Origin of the sequence: Marinobacter sp. W-8 (genome assembly GCF_044342215.1) — a bacterium.
In the GTDB taxonomy this organism is placed as follows: Bacteria; Pseudomonadota; Gammaproteobacteria; order Pseudomonadales; family Oleiphilaceae; genus Marinobacter; species Marinobacter nauticus.
On sequence record NZ_CP172297.1, the window covers coordinates 3,240,627 to 3,260,812 of the forward strand.

General features: G+C 58.3%; 11 protein-coding genes and 1 pseudogene. 4 read left to right on the forward strand and 8 right to left on the reverse strand.

Annotated elements, in window-relative coordinates; translation table 11 throughout:
* Positions 1-12: 12 nt before the first annotated feature.
* The 5 genes from astD to ACF8YQ_RS15165 all read right to left on the reverse strand — a co-directional run bounded on the left by astD (position 13) and on the right by ACF8YQ_RS15165 (position 6,592).
* Positions 13-1,488: a succinylglutamate-semialdehyde dehydrogenase gene (gene astD / locus ACF8YQ_RS15145; protein WP_396621877.1), complete on the reverse strand. Its 1,476-nt coding sequence runs from the start codon at positions 1,486-1,488 to the stop codon at positions 13-15.
* On the reverse strand, positions 1,476-2,573 hold the full coding sequence (gene astA / locus ACF8YQ_RS15150; protein ID WP_396621878.1) for an arginine N-succinyltransferase: 1,098 nt from the start codon (positions 2,571-2,573) through the stop codon (positions 1,476-1,478). The genes astD and astA overlap by 13 nt, the downstream gene beginning before the upstream one ends.
* A 27-nt stretch (positions 2,574-2,600) precedes the next feature.
* Positions 2,601-3,617 (reverse strand): arginine N-succinyltransferase, encoded by a 1,017-nt coding sequence (locus ACF8YQ_RS15155; protein WP_396621879.1) that lies wholly within the window; start codon positions 3,615-3,617, stop codon positions 2,601-2,603.
* 249 nt (positions 3,618-3,866) lie between these two features.
* The gene (locus ACF8YQ_RS15160; protein ID WP_396621880.1) at positions 3,867-5,084 is read right to left on the reverse strand and encodes an aspartate aminotransferase family protein; all 1,218 of its coding nucleotides are present in this window, start codon (positions 5,082-5,084) and stop codon (positions 3,867-3,869) included.
* Positions 5,085-5,128: 44 nt separating this feature from the next.
* Positions 5,129-6,592 carry an exonuclease domain-containing protein gene (locus ACF8YQ_RS15165; protein ID WP_396623315.1) on the reverse strand — a complete coding sequence of 488 codons (1,464 nt, stop codon included), beginning with the start codon at positions 6,590-6,592 and terminating at the stop codon, positions 5,129-5,131.
* A 162-nt stretch (positions 6,593-6,754) separates the two neighbouring features.
* Between ACF8YQ_RS15165 and ACF8YQ_RS15170 the strand changes: the two genes are divergently transcribed.
* Positions 6,755-7,894: a DcaP family trimeric outer membrane transporter gene (locus tag ACF8YQ_RS15170; RefSeq protein ID WP_396621881.1), complete on the forward strand. Its 1,140-nt coding sequence runs from the start codon at positions 6,755-6,757 to the stop codon at positions 7,892-7,894.
* A gap of 456 nt (positions 7,895-8,350) precedes the next feature.
* On the opposite strand, the pseudogene ACF8YQ_RS15175 reads toward ACF8YQ_RS15170, so the two are convergent.
* A pseudogene (locus tag ACF8YQ_RS15175) lies at positions 8,351-9,220 on the reverse strand (acyl-CoA dehydrogenase family protein); the annotation flags it as partial.
* Between the two features lie 147 nt (positions 9,221-9,367).
* Here ACF8YQ_RS15175 and ACF8YQ_RS15180 point away from each other — a divergent pair.
* From ACF8YQ_RS15180 to ACF8YQ_RS15190, 3 genes are read left to right on the forward strand one after another with little or no spacing between them, the layout of a single operon-like run.
* A complete protein-coding gene (locus ACF8YQ_RS15180; protein ID WP_396621882.1) occupies positions 9,368-13,297 on the forward strand; it encodes an ABC transporter permease in 3,930 nt (1,309 codons plus the stop codon).
* A complete protein-coding gene (locus ACF8YQ_RS15185) occupies positions 13,294-14,391 on the forward strand; it encodes a hypothetical protein (RefSeq protein WP_396621883.1) in 1,098 nt (365 codons plus the stop codon). The genes ACF8YQ_RS15180 and ACF8YQ_RS15185 overlap by 4 nt, the downstream gene beginning before the upstream one ends.
* 19 nt (positions 14,392-14,410) lie before the next feature.
* Positions 14,411-15,634: a hypothetical protein gene (locus ACF8YQ_RS15190; RefSeq protein ID WP_396621884.1), complete on the forward strand. Its 1,224-nt coding sequence runs from the start codon at positions 14,411-14,413 to the stop codon at positions 15,632-15,634.
* 29 nt (positions 15,635-15,663) lie between these two features.
* On the opposite strand, the gene aceF is transcribed toward ACF8YQ_RS15190, so the two are convergent.
* Positions 15,664-17,322, reverse strand: a complete 1,659-nt coding sequence (aceF, locus tag ACF8YQ_RS15195) for a dihydrolipoyllysine-residue acetyltransferase (protein WP_396621885.1) — start codon at positions 17,320-17,322, stop codon at positions 15,664-15,666.
* 10 nt (positions 17,323-17,332) lie between these two features.
* Positions 17,333-19,996: a pyruvate dehydrogenase (acetyl-transferring), homodimeric type gene (gene aceE, locus ACF8YQ_RS15200; RefSeq protein ID WP_396621886.1), complete on the reverse strand. Its 2,664-nt coding sequence runs from the start codon at positions 19,994-19,996 to the stop codon at positions 17,333-17,335.
* Positions 19,997-20,186: the final 190 nt, after the last annotated feature.

A 20,186-nucleotide genomic window follows, 5' to 3' on the forward strand; every position in this document is an offset into this window, starting at 1 on the left:
CAGCTGTTCCTGTCAGTCAAAATTCAGGCCCGGGGCCAGGCTGTCCGGCAGCTCGCTCTTGCCGGCTTCCAGAGAGGCCATCGGCCAGGCACAGTAGTCGGCCGCATAGTAGGCGCTCGGGCGATGGTTACCGCTGGCACCGACACCGCCGAACGGTGCGGCACTGCTGGCACCGGTTAGGGGCCTATTCCAGTTAACAATACCGGCACGCACTTCCTCCACCAGGCGGTTGTAGAGTTTGCGGTCATCGCTCAGGATGCCGGCAGACAGGCCGTAGCGGGTGTTGTTGGCAAGCTCCAGAGCCTCATCAAAGCCTTTGTAGCGATATACCGTCAGCAGCGGGCCGAAAAACTCCTGGTCTTCCAGCCCTATCCCGGTCGCGTCCACAATCCCCGGCGACAACAGGCCGGTATCGGGCTTGAGCTGTTTCATTTCCAGCAGAGAGGTCGCGCCTTTTTCCAGCATTGCGGCCTGGGCCTTGAGCAATTGGTTCGCCGCTTCGGCTGAGATCACCGAGCCCATGAACGGCTGCGGGTCAGCATCGAATTCCGCTACGGTGATGCGGGCCGCCACTTCCACCAGCCGTGCCAGAAATTCATCGCCCTTCTTGCCTTTGGGCACCAGTAACCGGCGAGCGCAGGTACAGCGCTGCCCGGCCGACAGGAACGCGGACTGCAGCGCATGGTGCACGGCGCCATCCAGATCCGACACGTTCTGGACGATCAGCGGGTTATTGCCGCCCATCTCCAGCGCCAGGATTTTCTCCGGCTGGCCGCCGAACTGTTCGTGCAGCAGGTGCCCCACGGTGGAACTGCCGGTAAAGAACAAACCGTCAATCAGCGGGTGCCGGGCCAGACATTTGCCGGTATCGGAACCGCCTTGTACCAGGTTGATCACCCCATCCGGCAGACCGGCTTTTTCCCAGAGCCTGACGGTGAGTTCCGCCACCCCCGGGGTCAGTTCGCTGGGTTTGAACACTACGGTATTACCGGCCAGCAAGGCCGGCACAATGTGTCCGTTGGGCAGATGGCCGGGGAAGTTATAGGGGCCAAACACAGCCACCACGCCATGGGGGCGATGACGCAACACTGCATGACCACCAGCCACGTCGGATTCGGTATGGCCTGTGCGCTCGTTGTAGGCTTTCACGGAGATCGGGATTTTACCCATCATGGCCGCCACTTCAGTGCGGGACTCCCAGAGAGGCTTTCCCGTTTCCAGGCCGATTTGATGGGCCAGTTCTTCCTTGTTGGCCTCAAGCAGTTCGCCAAAGGCCTCAATCACCGCCTGGCGTTCTGCGAGACTTTTCCGGCGCCAGGCCAGAAATGCCTTGCGAGCTTCCCGAACCGCTGCGTCCACATCTTCGAGACTGGCAGCATTGCCATCCCAGACCGTTTCACCTGTCACCGGCTGCACCGATTCAAAGGGCGCTCCGTGGCCTTGCAGCCAGAGCCCGTCGATGTACACATTGCCTGTCAGGTTTGCCATTGTTTACCACCTCCCGGTTCGGAATTGTTTGGACGGATGGGCGACAAGGCGCCCTCCTTCAAGGGGGCAATACGCACCGGATCGCCCGACTCCACTAGCAGGGCCTCTGCCAGCACTTTGGGAATTTTGACAGTGTCGGGCCCGATGCAGTTCATGGGTATGGTGGTTACCCGAAAGTCCCGGAACGACCGATTCGAAATCATCACCCGCTGCTCTGGCGGCACATCCAGATCAACGCTGTGACTGACCACCATGGCATGCCGGTTGACCGCTTCCCGCACCGTACGAATGTTATGGACAAAGGCCTCAACCACAGGCCCGCCATCGAAGATATCCACCATGCCGTTGAAGTTGAAACCCTCCGCCTGCAGCATCTTCAGCGCCGGCCGGGTGTTATCGTGCACCATGCCAACGACCGCCCGCGCGGCGTCTGGCAGCATGGGCAGGTAGATGGGGTATTTCGGCATCAGTTCAGCAATGAACGATTTATTGCCAAGCCCGGAGAGCATGTCGGCCTGGCTGAACTCCATGTCAAAAAACTTGCTGCCCAGGGCGTCCCACAGGGGGCTTTTGCCGTCTTTGTCCGAGACCCCACGCATTTCCGCGAACACTTTGTCGGAAAAACGTTTACGGAAATCGTCCAGGAACATAAAGCGACAGCGAGACAACAACAGGCCATTGCCACCGCCCTGATACTCGTCCGAAAGCAGCAGCGAGCAGATTTCGGTGGTGTCGGTCATGTCGTTGGAGAGGTTCAGCGTGGGCGTGCGCACATGCACACCCAGCTCTTTCGAGGCATTGACCGTGACACTCAGTCGGTAATTGTAGAACACTTCTTCGAGACCAACCCGGGCCTCGATGCCACTGATGCCAACGGTTTTTCTGGCCCGGATATCTTCCAGCGCAAACAGATACAGGGCCGCTTCCGGCGCGCAGCGTTGATTGAAGGATTCACGGGCGCGGTCGATCTTGCGCTGGAGCAATTCCCGGTCGGCGGGCAGTGTGGTCAGGCCTTTGCCGGCCTTCTGGGACATGGCATAGAGATCTTCCAGATCGTCCGACTGAAGCGGGCGGATCACCAGCATGTTACGCCCTCCCCTGTATTTGCATGCTCATAACGGTGAAATCCTTACCGGGTCGCCGGCGCTGCTTTCCAGGCCATGCCAGGTGCTCACCGGCACTTTCACATCATCCGCCAACGTTTCTGCCACCGGGGTCAACAGGCAGCGGAAGTGCTCACCTTCGCCGGCGCTGATCAGGCAGGTTTCGCCATTGTCCTGGTGGCTGCCGTGCAGCTTTTTGGGTTGACTGGTCACCAGGGTTTTCAGGCTGTCAGTGCGTACTTCCATCACCGGTCCGCCATCAAAGATATCGACGTAGCAACCGGGCTGAAAACCTTCGCGCTGAAGCAGCTGATAGTTAGGCTCCGTCAGTGGATGGGGCTGACCGAGGGCTTCCTGAGCCTCGGTACTGAGCAGGGTGACGTACACCGGGTTCGGCGGCATGAGTTCGGCGATAAAGGTTTTGCTGAGCTGGCCGGAGTATTGATCGGCGGTTTCAAAGTCCATATTGAAGAAATGTCGCCCCAGGCTGTCCCAGAAGGGCACGCTGCCGTTTTCGTGCTGTATGCCCTGGATTTCAACCACCGTTCGGTTGGTGAACCATGCCCGGTGGCTGGCAATGAACATCATTCGGGCCCGGGATAGCAGCTCGAAGACCGGGGTGTTGCGGTGTTGTTCTTTCAGGGTGAAGGAGCACAGCAGGGTCAGGTCGGTCAGGGCGTGGCTCGGGTACAGGACTTCGACGCGGCGCGAGACGTTGAGTTCGTGGGAGGCGTGGATGAGGTAGTCGCGCCGGTAATTGTAAAACGGGTGGCCGTTGCCGGCGCGGCTGTCGATACCTGCGGTGCCGGCGATTTCACCGGTGTCGGTGTTTTCGAGTACGAACAGAAAGCGGCGCGGAGTGCCTTCGGGGGCGTTGTCGGCCAGGGAGGCTCGGGCGTGTTGGATTTTCCGGGCCAGGGTTTCTTCGGTTTTGGGCAGGGTGGACGAGAGCCTGGCGGTTTGGGCGCCGGCTATGTCCAGGATTTGTTGCAGGTCATCCAGTTTGGCTGGTCTGACTCGCCACATGATGCGCTCCTTTATCGGACGGGTGCGAGCGATGGAGCCAGCTCGCCCGCCCTTGGAACTGGGGTCGCCCTCCGGAAACCGCTACGAGCTCCCCTCCGGGGTCCGGCCCACAATCGCAGATTGTGGTCGTTCGGCTGTCGCATGAAGCTTTGCTTCATAAGCGCTCGGCCGAACCCCTGTGCGCTTCTCTCCGGCCATCCATGGCCTCCGACATTTCCGGAGGGCGACCCCGGCCCCAAGGGCTAGATGTTACTCAGCCGTCAGCTTTTTTACTGCCGCTTCGAAACGCTCTAATGCTTCCTCAATGTCCGTTTCCGGAATGATCAGCGAAGGCGCCAGCCGCACCACATTGGCTCCGGCTACCAGGACCATCACGCCCTCATCCAGGCCGGCGTTCAGGAAGTCTTTGGCCTTGCCCTGCCACTGTTCGGTCAGCACACAACCCAAGAGTAGACCAGCACCGCGAACTTCGGAGAACACGCCGTAGCGTTCACCGATGTCCATCATGCCTTTGCGCAATTTCTCGGAGCGGGCTTTGACGCCCTTGAGGATTTCCGGCTGGCTGACGGTGTCGATGACTTTCTGGGCCACGGCGCAAGCCAACGCGTTGCCGCCGTAGGTGCTGCCGTGGGTGCCTACGCCCAGGCTGGCCGAGACTTTGGCGGTGGTCAGCATGGCGGCAACCGGGAAGCCGCCGCCCAGGCCTTTGGCGCTGGAGAGGATGTCCGGTGTTACGCCGTACATTTCGTAGGCGTACAGGTAGCCGGTGCGGCCCACGCCACTTTGGACTTCGTCGAAGACCAGCAGGGCGTTGTGTTCGTCGCAGAGCTCTCGCAGCCCTTGCAGGAATTCGGGATCTGCCGGCATGACGCCGCCTTCGCCCTGGACGGGCTCGACCACGACAGCGCAGGTTTTCTCTTTGGAGATCAGCGCTTTTACCGAGCCCAGGTTGTTGAATTCGGCGTGATGGATGCCGCCGGGGGCCGGTTCAAAGCCTTCCAGGTATTTGGGCTGGCCACCCACGCTGACGGTGAACAGGGTGCGGCCGTGGAAGGAGTTCTTGAACGAAATGATCTCGTGTTTTTCCGGACCGTAGTGTTCCCAGGCGTAGCGACGGGCCAGTTTGAAGGCAGCTTCGTTGGCTTCAGCGCCGGAGTTTGCAAAGAACACCCGCTCGGCGAAGGTGAGGTCACACAGGGTTTTGGCCAGCCGCAAGGCAGGCTCGTTGGTCATGACGTTCGACAGGTGCCAGATTTTTTCTGACTGTTCCTGTAACGCACCCAATAGCCCCGGATGGGCGTGGCCAAGGCTGGTGACGGCAATACCACCCTGCAAATCCACGAATTCTCGGCCTTCCTGATCCCACACGCGGGAGCCTTCGCCTCGCACCGGGATAATGGTTCCGGGGGCGTAGTTGGGCACCATGACTTCATCAAAAAGTTCGCGGGAGACAGGTTCTCTGTTCATGGATCTCTCTCTGAGTGGATGGATTCCTCCCCATAATACGCCACTCAGGGCATAAGAACAGCCGGTTGTGTTATAGCATGTAACTCGATGATGCGATGGTGGTTTCGATCTTTCCCCAGGAGCGCTTTAATGAGCAGCTTGTAGGAATCCAGATCAAAGGTGACCGGGTCTTCCCCGGGCTGATAGTCGTACAGATCGGCCTCGGTGTGCTGGTCGCTGCGCAGCGTTTCTACATGAATCCAGTTCCAGATGATCAGCCAGTCCGTGCGTCCGTTTTCCGGGTTTTCTTCGGCCAGGGCGACGGGGCCGGGCCAGGGCCAGGTTTTCAGACGCAGATTATGGAAAGCGATCTGCATGCGCAGGTTGAACCGGGTGACGTCTTCCGCGCCTTCACAGGCACCTTTGCACCGCCCCAGGGATCGTTGAAAGCATGGTCCCGGGGTTGCCGGCTCCAGTCCCAGGAGTTTTCCGCACAAGTCGTTTTTGCTGGCGATGCCCCGTAACGCACTTAACGCGTCCCGCTTGCTGCGAAACAGGCCGAAGTAATCTCCCAGTTGATCCGGCTTGATGGTTCTGGCCAACTCGGCATTCAGGTAGCCGGAGTTGTCCGGGTGCAGGGCGATGCTGACCAGGTTTTTCGCCGCCCGTGAGCGACGGTTGTACAGCGGGCTCAGGGTCTTTATCTGTTTGAGTTCCAGCAACAGGGCACCCAGCTCTCCGGCAGTTTCGGTGTACTCCACCCGGCGCAGGCTTTCGGACAGCCGGATTCCACGGCTGCTCTGATGATCACCAGAAAAATGCGAGGCCACCCGCTGGCGAATATTGGTGCTTTTGCCCACATACAGCAGTACATCGTTATCACCGTAAAACCGGTACACACCGGGCCCCGCAGGCAAGTCAGCGAGCATTTCCGCGGGTACGTTGGAGGGTGTACTGGGGCGCTGGAGCAGGCGGTTGATGGTGGCACCAACGGTGTCTTCGCCCTGCTCAAGCAAGGTGTGTTCAAAGAACGCCAGCATGGCAGTGACATCGCCCATGGCCCGGTGGCGCTCAACAGGGGGTAATCCGTGCCGGGCGATCAGCGCATCCATGTTATGGCGTTCGGCCTCCGGATAGAGCGCCCGGGAAAGTCGAACAGTGCAAAGCACCCGGGCACTGAACAGTCGCCCCAATCTGCGGAATTCACTCTTGATAAAACCGTAATCAAAGCGTGCGTTGTGGGCGACAAAAATGCACCCGTCCAGGTGCCGCTCCAGCTCGTCTGCAATGGTCTCAAAACGAGGGGCACTCGCCACCATGGCATTGGAGATACCCGTCAGTCGTTCGATGAACCCGGAGATCCGGGCTTCCGGGTTCAGGAGCGTTTGCCATTCCCCCACAACGGCCCCGTTGCGCCAGAAGCGGATACCAATTTCGGTAATCCGGTCCCGCTGGGCATTGCCGCCGGTGGTTTCAATATCGACGAAGGCAAACGTAGGTTCAGATAGCATCTCGTGTTTGAAAGTCATCTTGCCCATTACGACCAAAGTACTCCTCCGAATGCCACCATGACTGAATCGAAGGCCTATAGACATTCGTCTAAATAATCACCGATTCTGTTTGAATTGTCATAGATTCGTAACTACTTTGTCTGTGGGTCCAACAACAATAAACGTGTGGAGACAACAACAATGCAAAGCAACAAATTAAGAATGGCAATTCGTGCGACGGCGGCTATGACGGTTATGGGTCTGGCTTCTCAGGCTCAGGCGTTTAACCTGAACGCAGGCGACGTTGACGCTAGCCTCTACGGCTATGTGCGCATGAATGCTAGCTATGACATGGATGCTGACATTGCTGATAGCAGTCAGTCAGGCTCTTTCGGCAATCTCACCAGCTCAAACGATGAAATTGACGGGCATTTCGGCGCCTCTGCCCAACAGTCACGCTTCGGCTTTACTGCCACACACTCAGAGGGCGTAAAAGTAAACGTTGAGGGCGATTTTTACGGAGGCGATTTCCGTCTTCGGCATGCCTACGGTCAGTATGAAAACTGGCTGATCGGTCAGACTTGGTCAAACTACAACTCTTTCGTCGGTAATACTTCAGTCCTGGACTTTACCGGCCAGGCAGGTTGGGCCGGCTATCAACTCCGGAGCGTTCAGGCTCGTTACACCAGCGGCCCCTTCTCGTTCTCTGTTGAAGAAAATAAGGGTTCGATCTACGCATGGGACGCTGCCGAAAGCGAGCGGTCAACACTGAGCTCTGCAAAAGATAGCATGCCAACCTTTACGGTTCGGGTGGAGGATTCAGCCGGCGCTGTGTCCTACTCGGCTGCGGCGCTGATGAAACAGGTTAGCTATGACGATGGCAGCGACGACGACTCAGCCATCGGCTTTGCCGCATTTGGTGCGCTTAAGTTCCAGTTGACCGACATGGTTACAATTCAGGGTGCGCTTAACTATGGTAATGGCGCAAACAGCTACGTCTATCTGTCGGGTGCTAACGATGCCTACCTCGATGGCGACAGCCTCGAAACCATTACCACTTACGGTGGCTCAATCGGGACTGGAATCAGCCTCGGTGGCGGCAGAAGCATCAATCTCGGCTATGGCATGACCAAAGCTGACTGGGATGACGCGGAAGACGACAACATCGTCGGCGTGGGCGGAGCTCAAGAAACCAACCAGAACGTGTTCCTGAACTACCAGTGGACTCCGGTGAAAAACACCATGATGGGCGTTGAATACGGCTACTGGGATACAGAAAACGTGGATGGCGACAGCAAAGACGCCAACCGCATCATGTTCGCCGCACAGTACAACTTCTGATCCTTCCTATCAGAAGTTAACTCAGAATTACCCCGGCTTTGGCCGGGGTTTTTCGTTCCAGGATGGTGCACCGGCACCATTCCTGCTCAGCTCTCATCTTCCAGCCTCAAAACCAATCATTCCTTACCTAACATTTTCATAAACTTACCTTCTGCCGAAAGATTTGGCACGGCCAATGCAAAAGCTTGGATACGCTGGCGACAGCGAACTCGCATTCCCATCGCAACGACGTGAGGTAACGCCATGAAACTCGCCAAAGACCAAAACCTGTTGTTCGAACTGACCCAACCGGCAGAAGCCTGGGCCATGCAGGATTTGCACGACTATTTTGACTGGATGTTCTTTGCCAACTGACGCGCTTTCAGTCTGACTGTTGCTTTGGCCAGACTGAACTTCAGCCATAAAAAAACGGGCTGCCCCACAGAAGGACAGCCCGTTTCAGCATTACACCAGCCTTCAGAAGAAAGCCTGGATCCCGGTCTGTGCCCGCCCCAGAATCAGGGCATGGACATCGTGGGTGCCTTCATAAGTGTTCACCACTTCCAGGTTCACCAGGTGGCGGGCCACGCCGAATTCATCGCTGATGCCGTTGCCACCGAGCATGTCCCGGGCGAGCCTGGCCACATCCAGAGCCTTGCCGCAGGAGTTGCGCTTCATGATGGACGTAACCTCCACGGCGGCAGTGCCTTCGTCTATCATCCGCCCCAGACGCAGGCAGCCTTGCAGGGCCAGTGAGATCTCGGTCTGCATATCCGCCAGTTTTTTCTGGATCAACTGATTGGCCGCCAGAGGCCGGCCAAACTGTTGACGGTCCAGCACATATTGTCGGGCGGTGTGCCAGCAATCCTCGGCCGCACCCAGGGCGCCCCAGGAAATACCGTAGCGGGCGGAATTCAGACAGGTAAACGGGCCTTTCAGCCCACGCACGTCCGGGAAGGCATTTTCCTCTGGCACAAACACCCCATCCATCACGATTTCGCCGGTGATGGATGCCCGCAGGCCTACCTTGCCATGAATCGCAGGAGCACTCAGGCCCTCCCAGCCCTTTTCCAGCACAAAACCGCGGATGGCACCGTCGTCGTCCTTCGCCCAAACCACAAACACGTCGGCAATAGGGCTGTTGGTGATCCACATTTTGCTACCGGTCAGGCGATAGCCGCCTTCCACCTTGCGGGCGCGAGTAATCATCGAGCCTGGATCAGAGCCATGATTGGGCTCTGTTAAGCCGAAGCAGCCAATCCACTCGCCAGAGGCCAGCTTGGGCAGATATTTCTGGCGGGTTTCTTCGTTGCCGAATTCGTAGATCGGTACCATCACCAGAGAGGTTAGCCCGGACTGGTTTCAAGCTACCGAAACGCATCACACATTCCGGCACTGACAGGTGCAGCAATGTGACATCACCATCCGGGCCATATAAAATTCCGAAGCATTGAAGCATGGAGCTTCTCTCAGCCCTTGATAAGGAACGTCACCATGAGCAATCTGGCCCACAGCCGCCTTTCCGACGGCCCTCCCTGCACCTTCTGCGATTTCATTGTTGCAGTGCTTGGCAACAACCACAGCAAGGGGCAACGCCCGGTGGTATTTCAGACTGCCGAGTCGGCTTACCCCGGAGTTGAACGGCGCCTGCCGGATGGTATCCAGAAAAGTTATCTGCGCGAGGTCAGCAATGCGGAATCCGCCCTGCACATATGGCCCTGGCGCACTCAGCCTGCCAGCCGGGCGGTGCTGGAGGTGGACGCAGAATCCGGCGCGCCGATTCACCTTCCGCTCACAGATGCCCCGGCGCCCGAAAGCATCCATTCCGAAACCACCACCAATATCCTGATGCCAACCGTGCCAATGGCCTGGGTACGGGGAATGAATCACGAAGGCAAGCACCTGACCTGGCCGGCTCTCGCCCGCCCCGGGTTTCTGTATCTGTTCCGCAACGGCATGCTCTGGCGAGAGCTGCAAATCGCCTGGGAAGGCAACCGGCCGCAATTCCGCGACGTAAGGCTCGCGGACCATCGCACGGAAGACGGACAATTTACCGAAGACCGCCGCCCCGCCGTGGGCAAACCGCTGGCCGATGTCTGGGTACCCGTTCGCCTTGACGGCCAGGACCAGTCCCTTGAAGCCGCCTTCAGCGAATCTCCCCTCTCTGCAGCGCGGCTGAATTGCCTGCAGAGCGATTCCGGGCTTCGACATTACCGGTGCAGCCAGTTCCGGGACCTTTACCCCGCCGACCAACCCCAGATGGGCTTTGCCCGCTGGCCAGATGCCGCTAAACGAACCGTATTCCGATTAGACAAAGTTGAAGCGCAAAGGCCCAGGGCACCCGCCAAAGAATGGCAGTTTGAGCGGCCCTGGGAATACCTGGCCGATACCACCGGAACCTACGCCGGCAAAGCCCTGGATATGGCGGCCAGCCTTTATGAAGAGTGGAATACCGGTGAGCGCACCGAGCCCCTGGCCCCCTTCGAACACCCCGAGCCGGCCGCGCTCGGCATTGCGATTCAAAAAGATCTGGACCGGTCCAGCGAAAGCCAAGCGAAGCGGCCATTCAGCTACGATGAGTGGCGAACCAGCGATTGCCAAACAGACGTCCTTGAAGATTTGAGAAACCGGGGCGTGTGCGGCCTGCGCATTGAAGATCATTTTTACGAGATGCGGCACCAGCAAGCACGCATCAACACGGCGCGCCACCTGCTGGAACTGTGTGCCGAAAAAGCCCGTAAAAATCCGCAACTGGAAAACGCCCTCCTGGTAAACCAGATCATCCTGCCGGGCCGGATCGGTCGCCAGAAGAACCCGCTGTTCAAATACAGCCTGGCGTTGCCCTCCAGCGGCCGGCAGAAAATTCGTCGGGTACTGATGACCGAAGAGCGCACCCTGGGCCAACACTACCTGACCCTGGCCCAGGCCGAACTGCTGCAATGCCTGAAACGCCAGCCCTATCAGCAAGCCCTGGCAGACCTGTTCTGCACCGAAGGTTTCGACTACGCAGGCGCTTTCCGCTGCGCCGGGCGGTTTATCAACGATACTCTGGAGCCTGTATGCAAGCAGGACCCACTGGACCCAGAGCACAGCCAGCCCAGCCCGGACAGCGACGGCAAGGCCTGGGTAAGATCGCTTTGTACGGAGCAGGCCGCCGCCAGTGCCTCGCGAGAGGAAGTCTCTCTCGCCCGCATGTTGTGGCCGCAAACCACACCAGACAGTCAAACCGAACCCTACCAGCCCCCGGAAACGCCTGAACCCAACGATGGCACGGGTGTATTCCGGGGCGCTGCACTCGCCGCCCTGGAAACGCTGGATTTGCCGGAGGATTTGAGCGAAATACTGACGGTGGAAGGACTGCGTTTAGCTGATGACATTCAAAGCGGCGCACTGACCACACTGATGCTCGCGGGCATGAACTCCGGCATGAAGGCATTGGACAGCTCACATACTGAGCTGCACCAGTCCATCCGTTCCGCCATGGCCGCGCTGGAGAACAACGACAGACAACTCCAGAACCTGACTGACGAACAAACCCGCCTGGCCCAGCGCCGCGCCGCCCTGAAAGCCGAACACGACGCGGCCAGCCGGGAATGGATGAAGCGCAACAGCGACGAAGCCTTCAGGAAAGAACAGGCCGCCGCCAAAGCCCTCAAAGACTTCGATGACGCCAGTGCGCGGTTGGAACAGCAACACGCCCAAACCCGGCAGGCTATCCAGCAGCGCCTGATGGCCCAGCGCATTGCCGCCATGGCGAACCCGATGGAAGGTATACGCCGCGCCATGCCGGAAATGCTGCCCGATTTACGGCAAATGCCCCTGAGCGACGCCATTGCCCAAGGCAAATACGTACTCGGCCTGGAAGACCTGGGGCCAGACGGCGCACGCTATAACCCGGAAACACCCGCCGCAGGCAAGGCCCTGGTTTGGGTTCTGAGCCGGGACAAGCCCACCACCCAGGCTATCCAGGCACTGACTCGGGCCGAGAATCAGCTGACCCTGGCACGCCGGGCCCTGGCCGAAGCCAATGGCAACCACGAAGAACTCAGGGCGAAGTTGCAGGCGGCCCAGAGCCGGTACAATCAGGTGGTCGACGAACTGAAACAGACCGGCGGCCGGATTCGGGATATCAACGCGGAGATTCGCAAGCTGGAGAGCGAAGCGAAGGCACACCGGGTGGACCTCAACGCTACCGAACGAAGCCGGTTGCACCGGGTGCTGAATACACCGGCTTTGCCGTTGGTGGTGCTGGCTATTGAGGCGGTTAATGTGGCGAATGCTTCCGCGTCACACGCTAAAACAACACGAGAAAGAGGTGCCGTAAGAGCCGACCTGGGAGTCCTGGCCAGCTACTACAGCGCTGGACTCGCCAGCATTTTACTCGGTGAACGTTTTGCCAATGAAAGCCTCAAACGAAGCATCGCTGCTGTTCTCAGCTATGAATTCGAGCACCAAGCTGCCACCGCTATCGCCCAATTCTTCGGTGCAAAAGCGCTGACCGTAAAAATGCTGCTCGGCGGTATTGGAGGGTTGGCCCTCACAGGCGTCAGCCTGTCTGACACCATTTATGCAATAAATACAGGCGATCAGGCAGCACTCGGGCATGGCATTGTTACTGTAGGGGGAGTTGCAACAACGCTATCAGCGATGATTCCAGCCCAACTCACTCTGCTAGGCATGGGCCCTCTGGGCTGGGCCGGCCTATGCCTGATCCTTGGTGGTGCGGCACTTGTGGCACTCTACGAAGATGAACCTATAGAGAACTGGCTCAAAAACGGCCCTTTCGGTGAACATGACGGACTGCCCCACCTGCAAGGCGACAACAATGCTCTGGAAGCCTGGTACCGGCTGGTCTACTTGCTCTCTCAGGTGCGGGTAACCCTATCCCCGATTCCGGAAATTACCCGCGTAGCGCTGAAACGCCAGGGGTTGGACAATCATGATCTTGCCCAGGCAACACACCTCATCCGCCTGGAAACCAATTTACCGGGCTTGACCGGCTTCACGGAACAACAAATGACGTTCAAGCTTCAACTGCTCAGCCACCGAGTTAAGCAAGACAGCAACCACTCGGTTCCATTGGCCCCTCAGCAAGTTCCAGGCACCGAAATGCAAAGCTACATTCTCCGGGAGGGCGTCACGCCGGATGGTTACGAATACATCGTCAGAACACCCTCTCCCCATACGGAAACGACCAAATTCCTTGGCATACCGCTCAGCACTCACAATGTGAGCTATACCTGGCAACCAAAAGCCCAAATCCGTGTGGAAACGGGCATCCGGGAACTCGCGTTTCCCGCACCGCCACCCAAGGATTCAACTATTTTTGACGCCAGAGACAATGAGCATACGGAGCCGGACTTCAGCGACAAAAAGCAGCTTTTCTGGATCAATGAATTCAGCAACCCGGGAGCCACGGGATGACAACCGATAAACCTGCATCGGGATACTACAGCCCGAAGGCCTATGATTCCGGACATCTCCCCCAGCAGAAGCGCCCGGCACCGGGCGCCAACCCGGCACTGCCCTGGTTTAACCGAAAAGCCGACCGGAAACTGCCTTGGGGGCACACAGAGGATGTCGTGCCACAGATCATTCGACGGCGAAATCGTCCCGAAGTGCTCCGGCAGTTCGAGAAAAACCCGACCCCGTTCGGAGACCTGCAGAGCCATCAGCGCATTGACCATGAATGCTACCGAGCTGCCAATGCTGCCTTGAGAACTCGAATTCTGTTGTTCATCAATGCTTTTGGCAACCCAATAATTATGGCATTCATTGCCTTCCCGATGCTTTTCACATTTTTAACCAATTGGTATCACCAACCCTCTGGAACTGGCTTTCTCGATGCAATCGTCGATTTTTCACCCTTTGTCGCCCTTGTCTATGCCCCCTTTATCGCCTGCAACCTCATCCCCACTGCCCTGTTCAAACTCTTCCCCCGGCAGCTTATCAAGCCCGACAAGGGCCCGCTGTGGGAACTCAATCGCCGCACTGGCCTGGTAACGGTGTTCCGCTACGACAAAAAAGGCACCTGGGGCAAAACCGGCCAGCCGGAGGAAGAAACCGCCCCTTTCTACGAGTTTGATGCCTACACCTCCAACGAATTGATCCACGGCGGCGGGGTGGTGCACACCCTGTATCTGGTCCACCGGTACCGCAACATTCTGATCCCCATCGGCACACTGATCGGCAAAACCAACCCCGAGGAATGCTACGCCCTGTGGGACATGTTCCAGAACTTCATGGATACCAGCCGCCCCCTGCCGGACATTCCCCTCTGGGAAGAACACCGCCCCAACGACCCGGTCACCGCCGAACACGACCGGCGAACAAACCGCCCACCCCGTTACTGGCGGGATATGGATAACGACACCTGGAAACAGAAAAACGACGAGATGGCAATTCAGGTGCTGCGGCTGAACACCCCGGGACGGCTGGATATCATGCGGAATAGTTGGGTGTCCTCACCAAGGCCTCGGCGACAGCGGCCCGTTGCCCCACGACAGGCCACTGAGTGAACGTAATGGCAACCACGGCATGACAACCGATAAACCTGCATCGGGATACTACGGCCCGAAGGCCTATGATTCCGGACATCTCCCCCAGCAAAAGCGCCCGGCACCGGGCGCCAACCCGGCACTGCCCTGGTTTAACCGAAAAGCCGACCGGAAACTGCCTTGGGGGCACACAGAGGATGTCGTGCCACAGATCATTCGACGGCGAAATCGTCCCGAAGTGCTCCGGCAGTTCGAGAAAAACCCGACCCCGTTCGGAGACCTGCAGAGCCATCAGCGCATTGACCATGAATGCTACCGAGCTGCCAATGCTGCCTTGAGAACTCGAATTCTATTGTTCATCAATGCTTTTGGCAATCCTGTAATCATTGGTTTCGTAGCCATACCCATGCTCTTCACTTTGGGAGTTTATTACTACGATAAGCCAGCAAGTGTGGGCCATCTTGATTATCTAGCGGACTGGGCCTATTTTGCGGCATGGGTATTTGCCCCCCTTATCGCCTGCAACCTCATCCCCACCGCCCTGTTCAAACTCTTCCCCCGGCAGCTCATCAAGCCGGACAAGGGCCCGCTGTGGGAACTCAATCGCCGCACGGGCCTGGTAACGGTGTTTCACTACGATAAAAAAGGCACCTGGGGTAAAACCGGCCAGCCGGAAGAAGAAACCGCGCCGTTTTACGAGTTTGACGCTTACACCTCCAACGAACTGATCCACGGCGGCGGGGTGGTGCACACCCTGTACCTGGCCCATCGGTACCGCAACATCCTGATCCCCATAGGCACCCTGATCGGCAAAACCAACCCCGAGGAGTGCTACGCCCTGTGGGACATGTTCCAGAACTTCATGGACACCAGCCGGCCACTGCCGGACATTCCCCTGTGGGAAGAACATCGCGCCAATGACCCGGTCACCGCCGAACACGACCGACGAACCAATCGGCCGCCCCGTTACTGGCGAGACATGGATAACGATACCTGGAAACAGAAAAACGACGAGATGACGCTTCAGGTGCTCCGGCTGAACACCCCAGGGCGGCTGGATATTATGCGGAATAGTTGGGCGTATTCACCAAGAACACGCCGGCAGCGTAAGGCTTCACCAGAGTATATACCATACGCCAGCCACAAACGGCGGCCCGACCAGGGCATCCAGTTGAGGCCAAAGGCAGGAACGAATCTTATGCAGCAAATTGCTATAGGTTTGGCCAGGCTCAACGCAAAGACGAGAAAGCCGCCCCGCCACTAAGAAGCTACGGAGCGGCCCTCAATTCAGGACTACAGCAGCAGAGTACGAATATCCCCCAGCAGCTGCGTCAGCAGGTTGGTAAACCGGGCAGCATCCGCCCCGTTCACCGCACGGTGGTCGTAAGACAGCGACAGCGGCAGCATCAGCCGCGGCTGGAATGCCTTGCCATCCCAAACCGGCTTCATGGAGGCTTTGGACACACCCAGAATCGCCACTTCCGGCGTATTCACGATCGGCGTGAACGCTGTGCCGCCAATGCCGCCCAGGCTGGTGATGGTAAAGCAGGCACCCTGCATTTCTGCCGGCTTCAGCTGCTTGTCCCTCGCCTTCTGGGCCAGTTCGGCGCTTTCGGCCGCCAGTTCCCACAGGCCCTTCTGGTCTACATCCCGGATCACCGGCACCATAAGGCCGTGGGGTGTATCCACCGCAATGCCGATGTGGATGTACTTCTTGCGCACCACCTCTTTGCGCTCCATGTCCAGGGACACGTTGAACTGAGGCAGTTCCGCCAGTGCCGCCGCGCAGGCCTTGAGCAGGAACGGCAGCGGGGTCATTTTCACGCCACGCTTTTCGCCGGCCGCTTTCTGGCCCTTGCGGAAGGCTTCCATTTCAGTGATGTCGGCATCGTCGAACTGGGTTACGTGGGGCACGTTCAGCCAGCTGCGCTGCATGTTGGTGGCCGTGGCCGCCATCATGCGGGACATGCCTTCACGCTCGATCTCACCGAACTGGCTGAAGTCCGGCAGCTTCACGCCCGGAATGCCAGAGCCAGTGGCTACGCCACTGCCCTGCTGGGCCTGCTGCAACTGGCTCTTCACGTAGGCGTGCACATCGTCTTTCACGATCCGGCCTTTCGGGCCGGAACCTTTCACGCGCGTAAGGTCTGCCCCCAGCTCCCGGGCCAGTTTACGCACGGCCGGACCGGCGTGCACCTTGGTGCCAGGTGACGGTGGCTCGTAGGTAGAGCCCTGCGGCTGAGGCTCGGAATCCCGTTTGTCCTGGGGTTTCTCCGGTTTGCTTTCCTGGCTGTCTGCCTGGGCGCTGTCACCGGAATCTGCAGATTCGTCCTCGTCGTCACCATCGTCTTCGATGGTCATTTCCAGGAGGTCTGAACCTTCGGAGAGCTTGTCGCCTTCCTTCACCAGAATCTTGCCGATCTTGCCCGCGTAGGGCGATGGAATTTCCATGGTGGCCTTGTCGGACTCCACTGTTACCAGCGGGTCTTCCTCACCAACCGTATCGCCTTCAGCCACGTTGATTTCAATCACCGGCACATCTTCAAAGCCATCCAGCGACGGCACTTTCACCACTTCGGTGCGAGAGCCACCAGACTTCTTCTTTTTCGGAGCCGGCTTGGTGTCTTCCGATTTGGCCTCAGATGGCGCCTCGGTTTTTTCCTCGGCCTGTTCCGACTTGTCATCCCCGGCATCGTCCGAGCCGCCAGCATCCCCACTGGCGGCCAGCATGCCGATCACGTCGCCCTCTTTCACCTTGTCACCCACCTTCACGGTGATTTTGGTGATCTTGCCGGCGGCGGGGGCCGGCAGTTCTACCGAGGCTTTGTCGGATTCCACGGTCAGAATCGGATCTTCTTCCTCTACCGAATCCCCTTCACTGACGATGATTTCGATGATCTCGACTTCATCAGCACCGCCGAGATCGGGAACCTTGATTTCCTGTTCACTCATGGCGGTCTCCTTAGCTCAGCACCGGGTTCGGTTTGTTGCGATCGATTCCGTACTTGCGCATGGCTTCGAGAACCTGCTCCTGTTTGATCTCACCATCTTTAGCCAGGGCGGCCAGGGCGGTAACCGCCACATAGTAACGGTCCACCTCGAAGAAGTTACGGAGCTTCTCACGGGTATCGCTGCGGCCGAAACCGTCGGTGCCCAGGGTCATGTAGGTTTTCGGGATGAATGCCCGCAACTGCTCAGAGTGCAGTTTGATGTAATCGGTAGACGACACCACCGGCCCCTGCGCATCTTCCATGCACTGGGTCACGTAGGCCTTGCGGGGCTTGTCGTCCGGGTGCAGGTGGTTCCAGCGCTCCACGTGCTGGCCGTCACGGGCCAGTTCGTTGTAGCTGGTTACGCTCCACACATCGGAAGCCACACCCCAGTCGTCTTTCAGCATCTGTGCGGCGGCGCGCACTTCGTTCATGATCGAGCCGGCGCCCAGCAGCTGAACCCGCGGGCTCTTCTTGCGACCCTTGGTTTCCACAGACTCAAACTTGTACATGCCCTTGATGATGCCGTCTTCACAGTCTTTCGGCATGGCGGGCTGTTCGTAGTTCTCGTTCTCGATGGTCAGGTAGTAGTAGACGTTCTGGTTGTCTTCGAACATCTCCTTCATACCGTGACGGATCACCACGGCCATTTCGTAGCCGTAGGCCGGGTCATAGGCCTTACAGTTCGGAATGGTGTTCGCCAGTACGTGGCTGTGACCGTCCTGGTGCTGCAGGCCTTCGCCGTTCAGGGTGGTACGGCCAGCGGTACCGCCGATCAGGAAGCCACGGGCCTGCATATCGCCAGACGCCCAGGCCAGATCGCCAACGCGCTGGAAGCCGAACATGGAGTAGAACACGTAGAACGGAATCAGCGGGAAGCTGTTGGTACTGTACGAAGTCGCCGCGGCCATCCAGGTGGACATGGCACCCGCTTCGTTGATGCCTTCCTGCAGGATCTGGCCTTTCTTGTCCTCGCGGTAGTACATGATCTGGTCACGATCCTGGGGCACGTATTTCTGGCCTTCCGCCGTGTAGATACCCAACTGACGGAACATGCCTTCCATACCGAAAGTACGGGCTTCGTCGGGCACGATAGGTACAACGCGCTTGCCGATACGCTTGTCTTTGACCAGGGCGCTCAGAATCCGGACAAAGGCCATGGTAGTTGAAATCTCACGGCCACCGGAGCCTTCCAGCACCTGCTTGAAGATATCCAGTTCCGGAATCTGCAGCGGCTGGCAGTCCTTGTTGCGCTTGGGATAGAAACCACCCAGCTCCTGCCGGCGTTTCTTCATATAGACCAGTTCCGGGCTGTCCGGCGCCGGACGGTAATAAGGCACGTCTTCCAGTTCTTCGTCCTTCAGCGGCACACCGAAACGATCCCGGAATGCTTTCAGGGTATCGATGTCCAGCTTCTTCAAAGAGTGTGCCGTGTTCTGGGCTTCACCCGCTGCACCAAAACCATAGCCCTTGATGGTGTGGGCCAGAATCACGGTGGGCTTGCCGTTGGCCTGGTTCACAGCCTTGTGATAAGCCGCGTAGACCTTGTAAGGATCGTGGCCGCCACGGTTAAGTTTGCTGATGTCTTCATCTGACAGATTATCCGCCAGCTTGGCCAGCTCCGGATGTTTGCCGAAGAACTCCTTGCGGGTATAGGCGGGACCCTTGAACGTCAGGTTCTGCAATTCGCCATCGCACAGCTCATCCATGGCCCGCTGCATCACGCCGTCTTCGTCTTTCTCGAACAGCGGATCCCACATGCGGCCCCAGACCACCTTGATGACGTTCCAGCCAGCACCGCGGAACACGCCTTCCAGCTCCTGAACAATCTTGCCATTGCCCCGTACCGGGCCGTCCAGGCGCTGCAGGTTGCAATTAACCACCCAGATCAGGTTGTCCAGCTTCTCGCGGCCGGCCTTAGAAATGGAGCCCAGGGTTTCCGGCTCGTCGCACTCGCCGTCGCCGACAAACGCCCACACCTTGCGGCCGTCCATATCGATCAGCTCACGGCTGTGCAGGTACTTCATCACGTGGGCCTGGTAGATGGACTGGATCGGCCCCAGCCCCATGGATACCGTCGGGAACTGCCAGTAATCCGGCATCAGCCAGGGGTGTGGATAAGAAGACAGGCCTTCGCCATCGACTTCTTCGCGATACTTGTCCAGCTGCTCTTCGCTGAAGCGACCTTCCAGGAAGGAACGGGCATAGATGCCCGGCGACGCGTGGCCCTGGAAATACACCAGGTCTGAAGCACGGTCCTCACCACCGCCGTGGAAGAAATAGTTGAAGCCCACATCGTACAGGGTGGCTGCCGAGGAAAACGTGGAGATATGGCCACCCAGATCGCCCGGGCGTTTGTTGGCGCGCACCACCATGGCCATGGCATTCCAGCGGATCAGCGAGCGGATACGGCGCTCCATAAACAGATCCCCCGGCATACGGGATTCCTGGGTCGCCGGGATGGTGTTTCGGAATGGCGTGGTGATGGAATAGGGCAACTCCGTGCCATCACGGCTGGCCCGCTCGGAAAGCCGTTCAAGTATGTATTTGGCCCGGTCTACGCCTTCGTTCTCGATCAGAGATTCCAGCGCATCCAGCCATTCGCTGGTTTCAATGGGATCATCATCCTGGTACATCAAACCCTCCCCTTGGCATCAAAAGGTGCAACGCCGGCCACGATCAGCAGCCACAGACGGTGCGAAGTCGATAAGCTGCGATGGTATGCAGTATTTTTGTGGAAACGTCAGCTTGTAAGAAAGGCTGAGCTGCGTGATTGACCTCTCTCAAGCATAGAACAGCTTTCTCATTTTTCCTGCCGCGCGAACG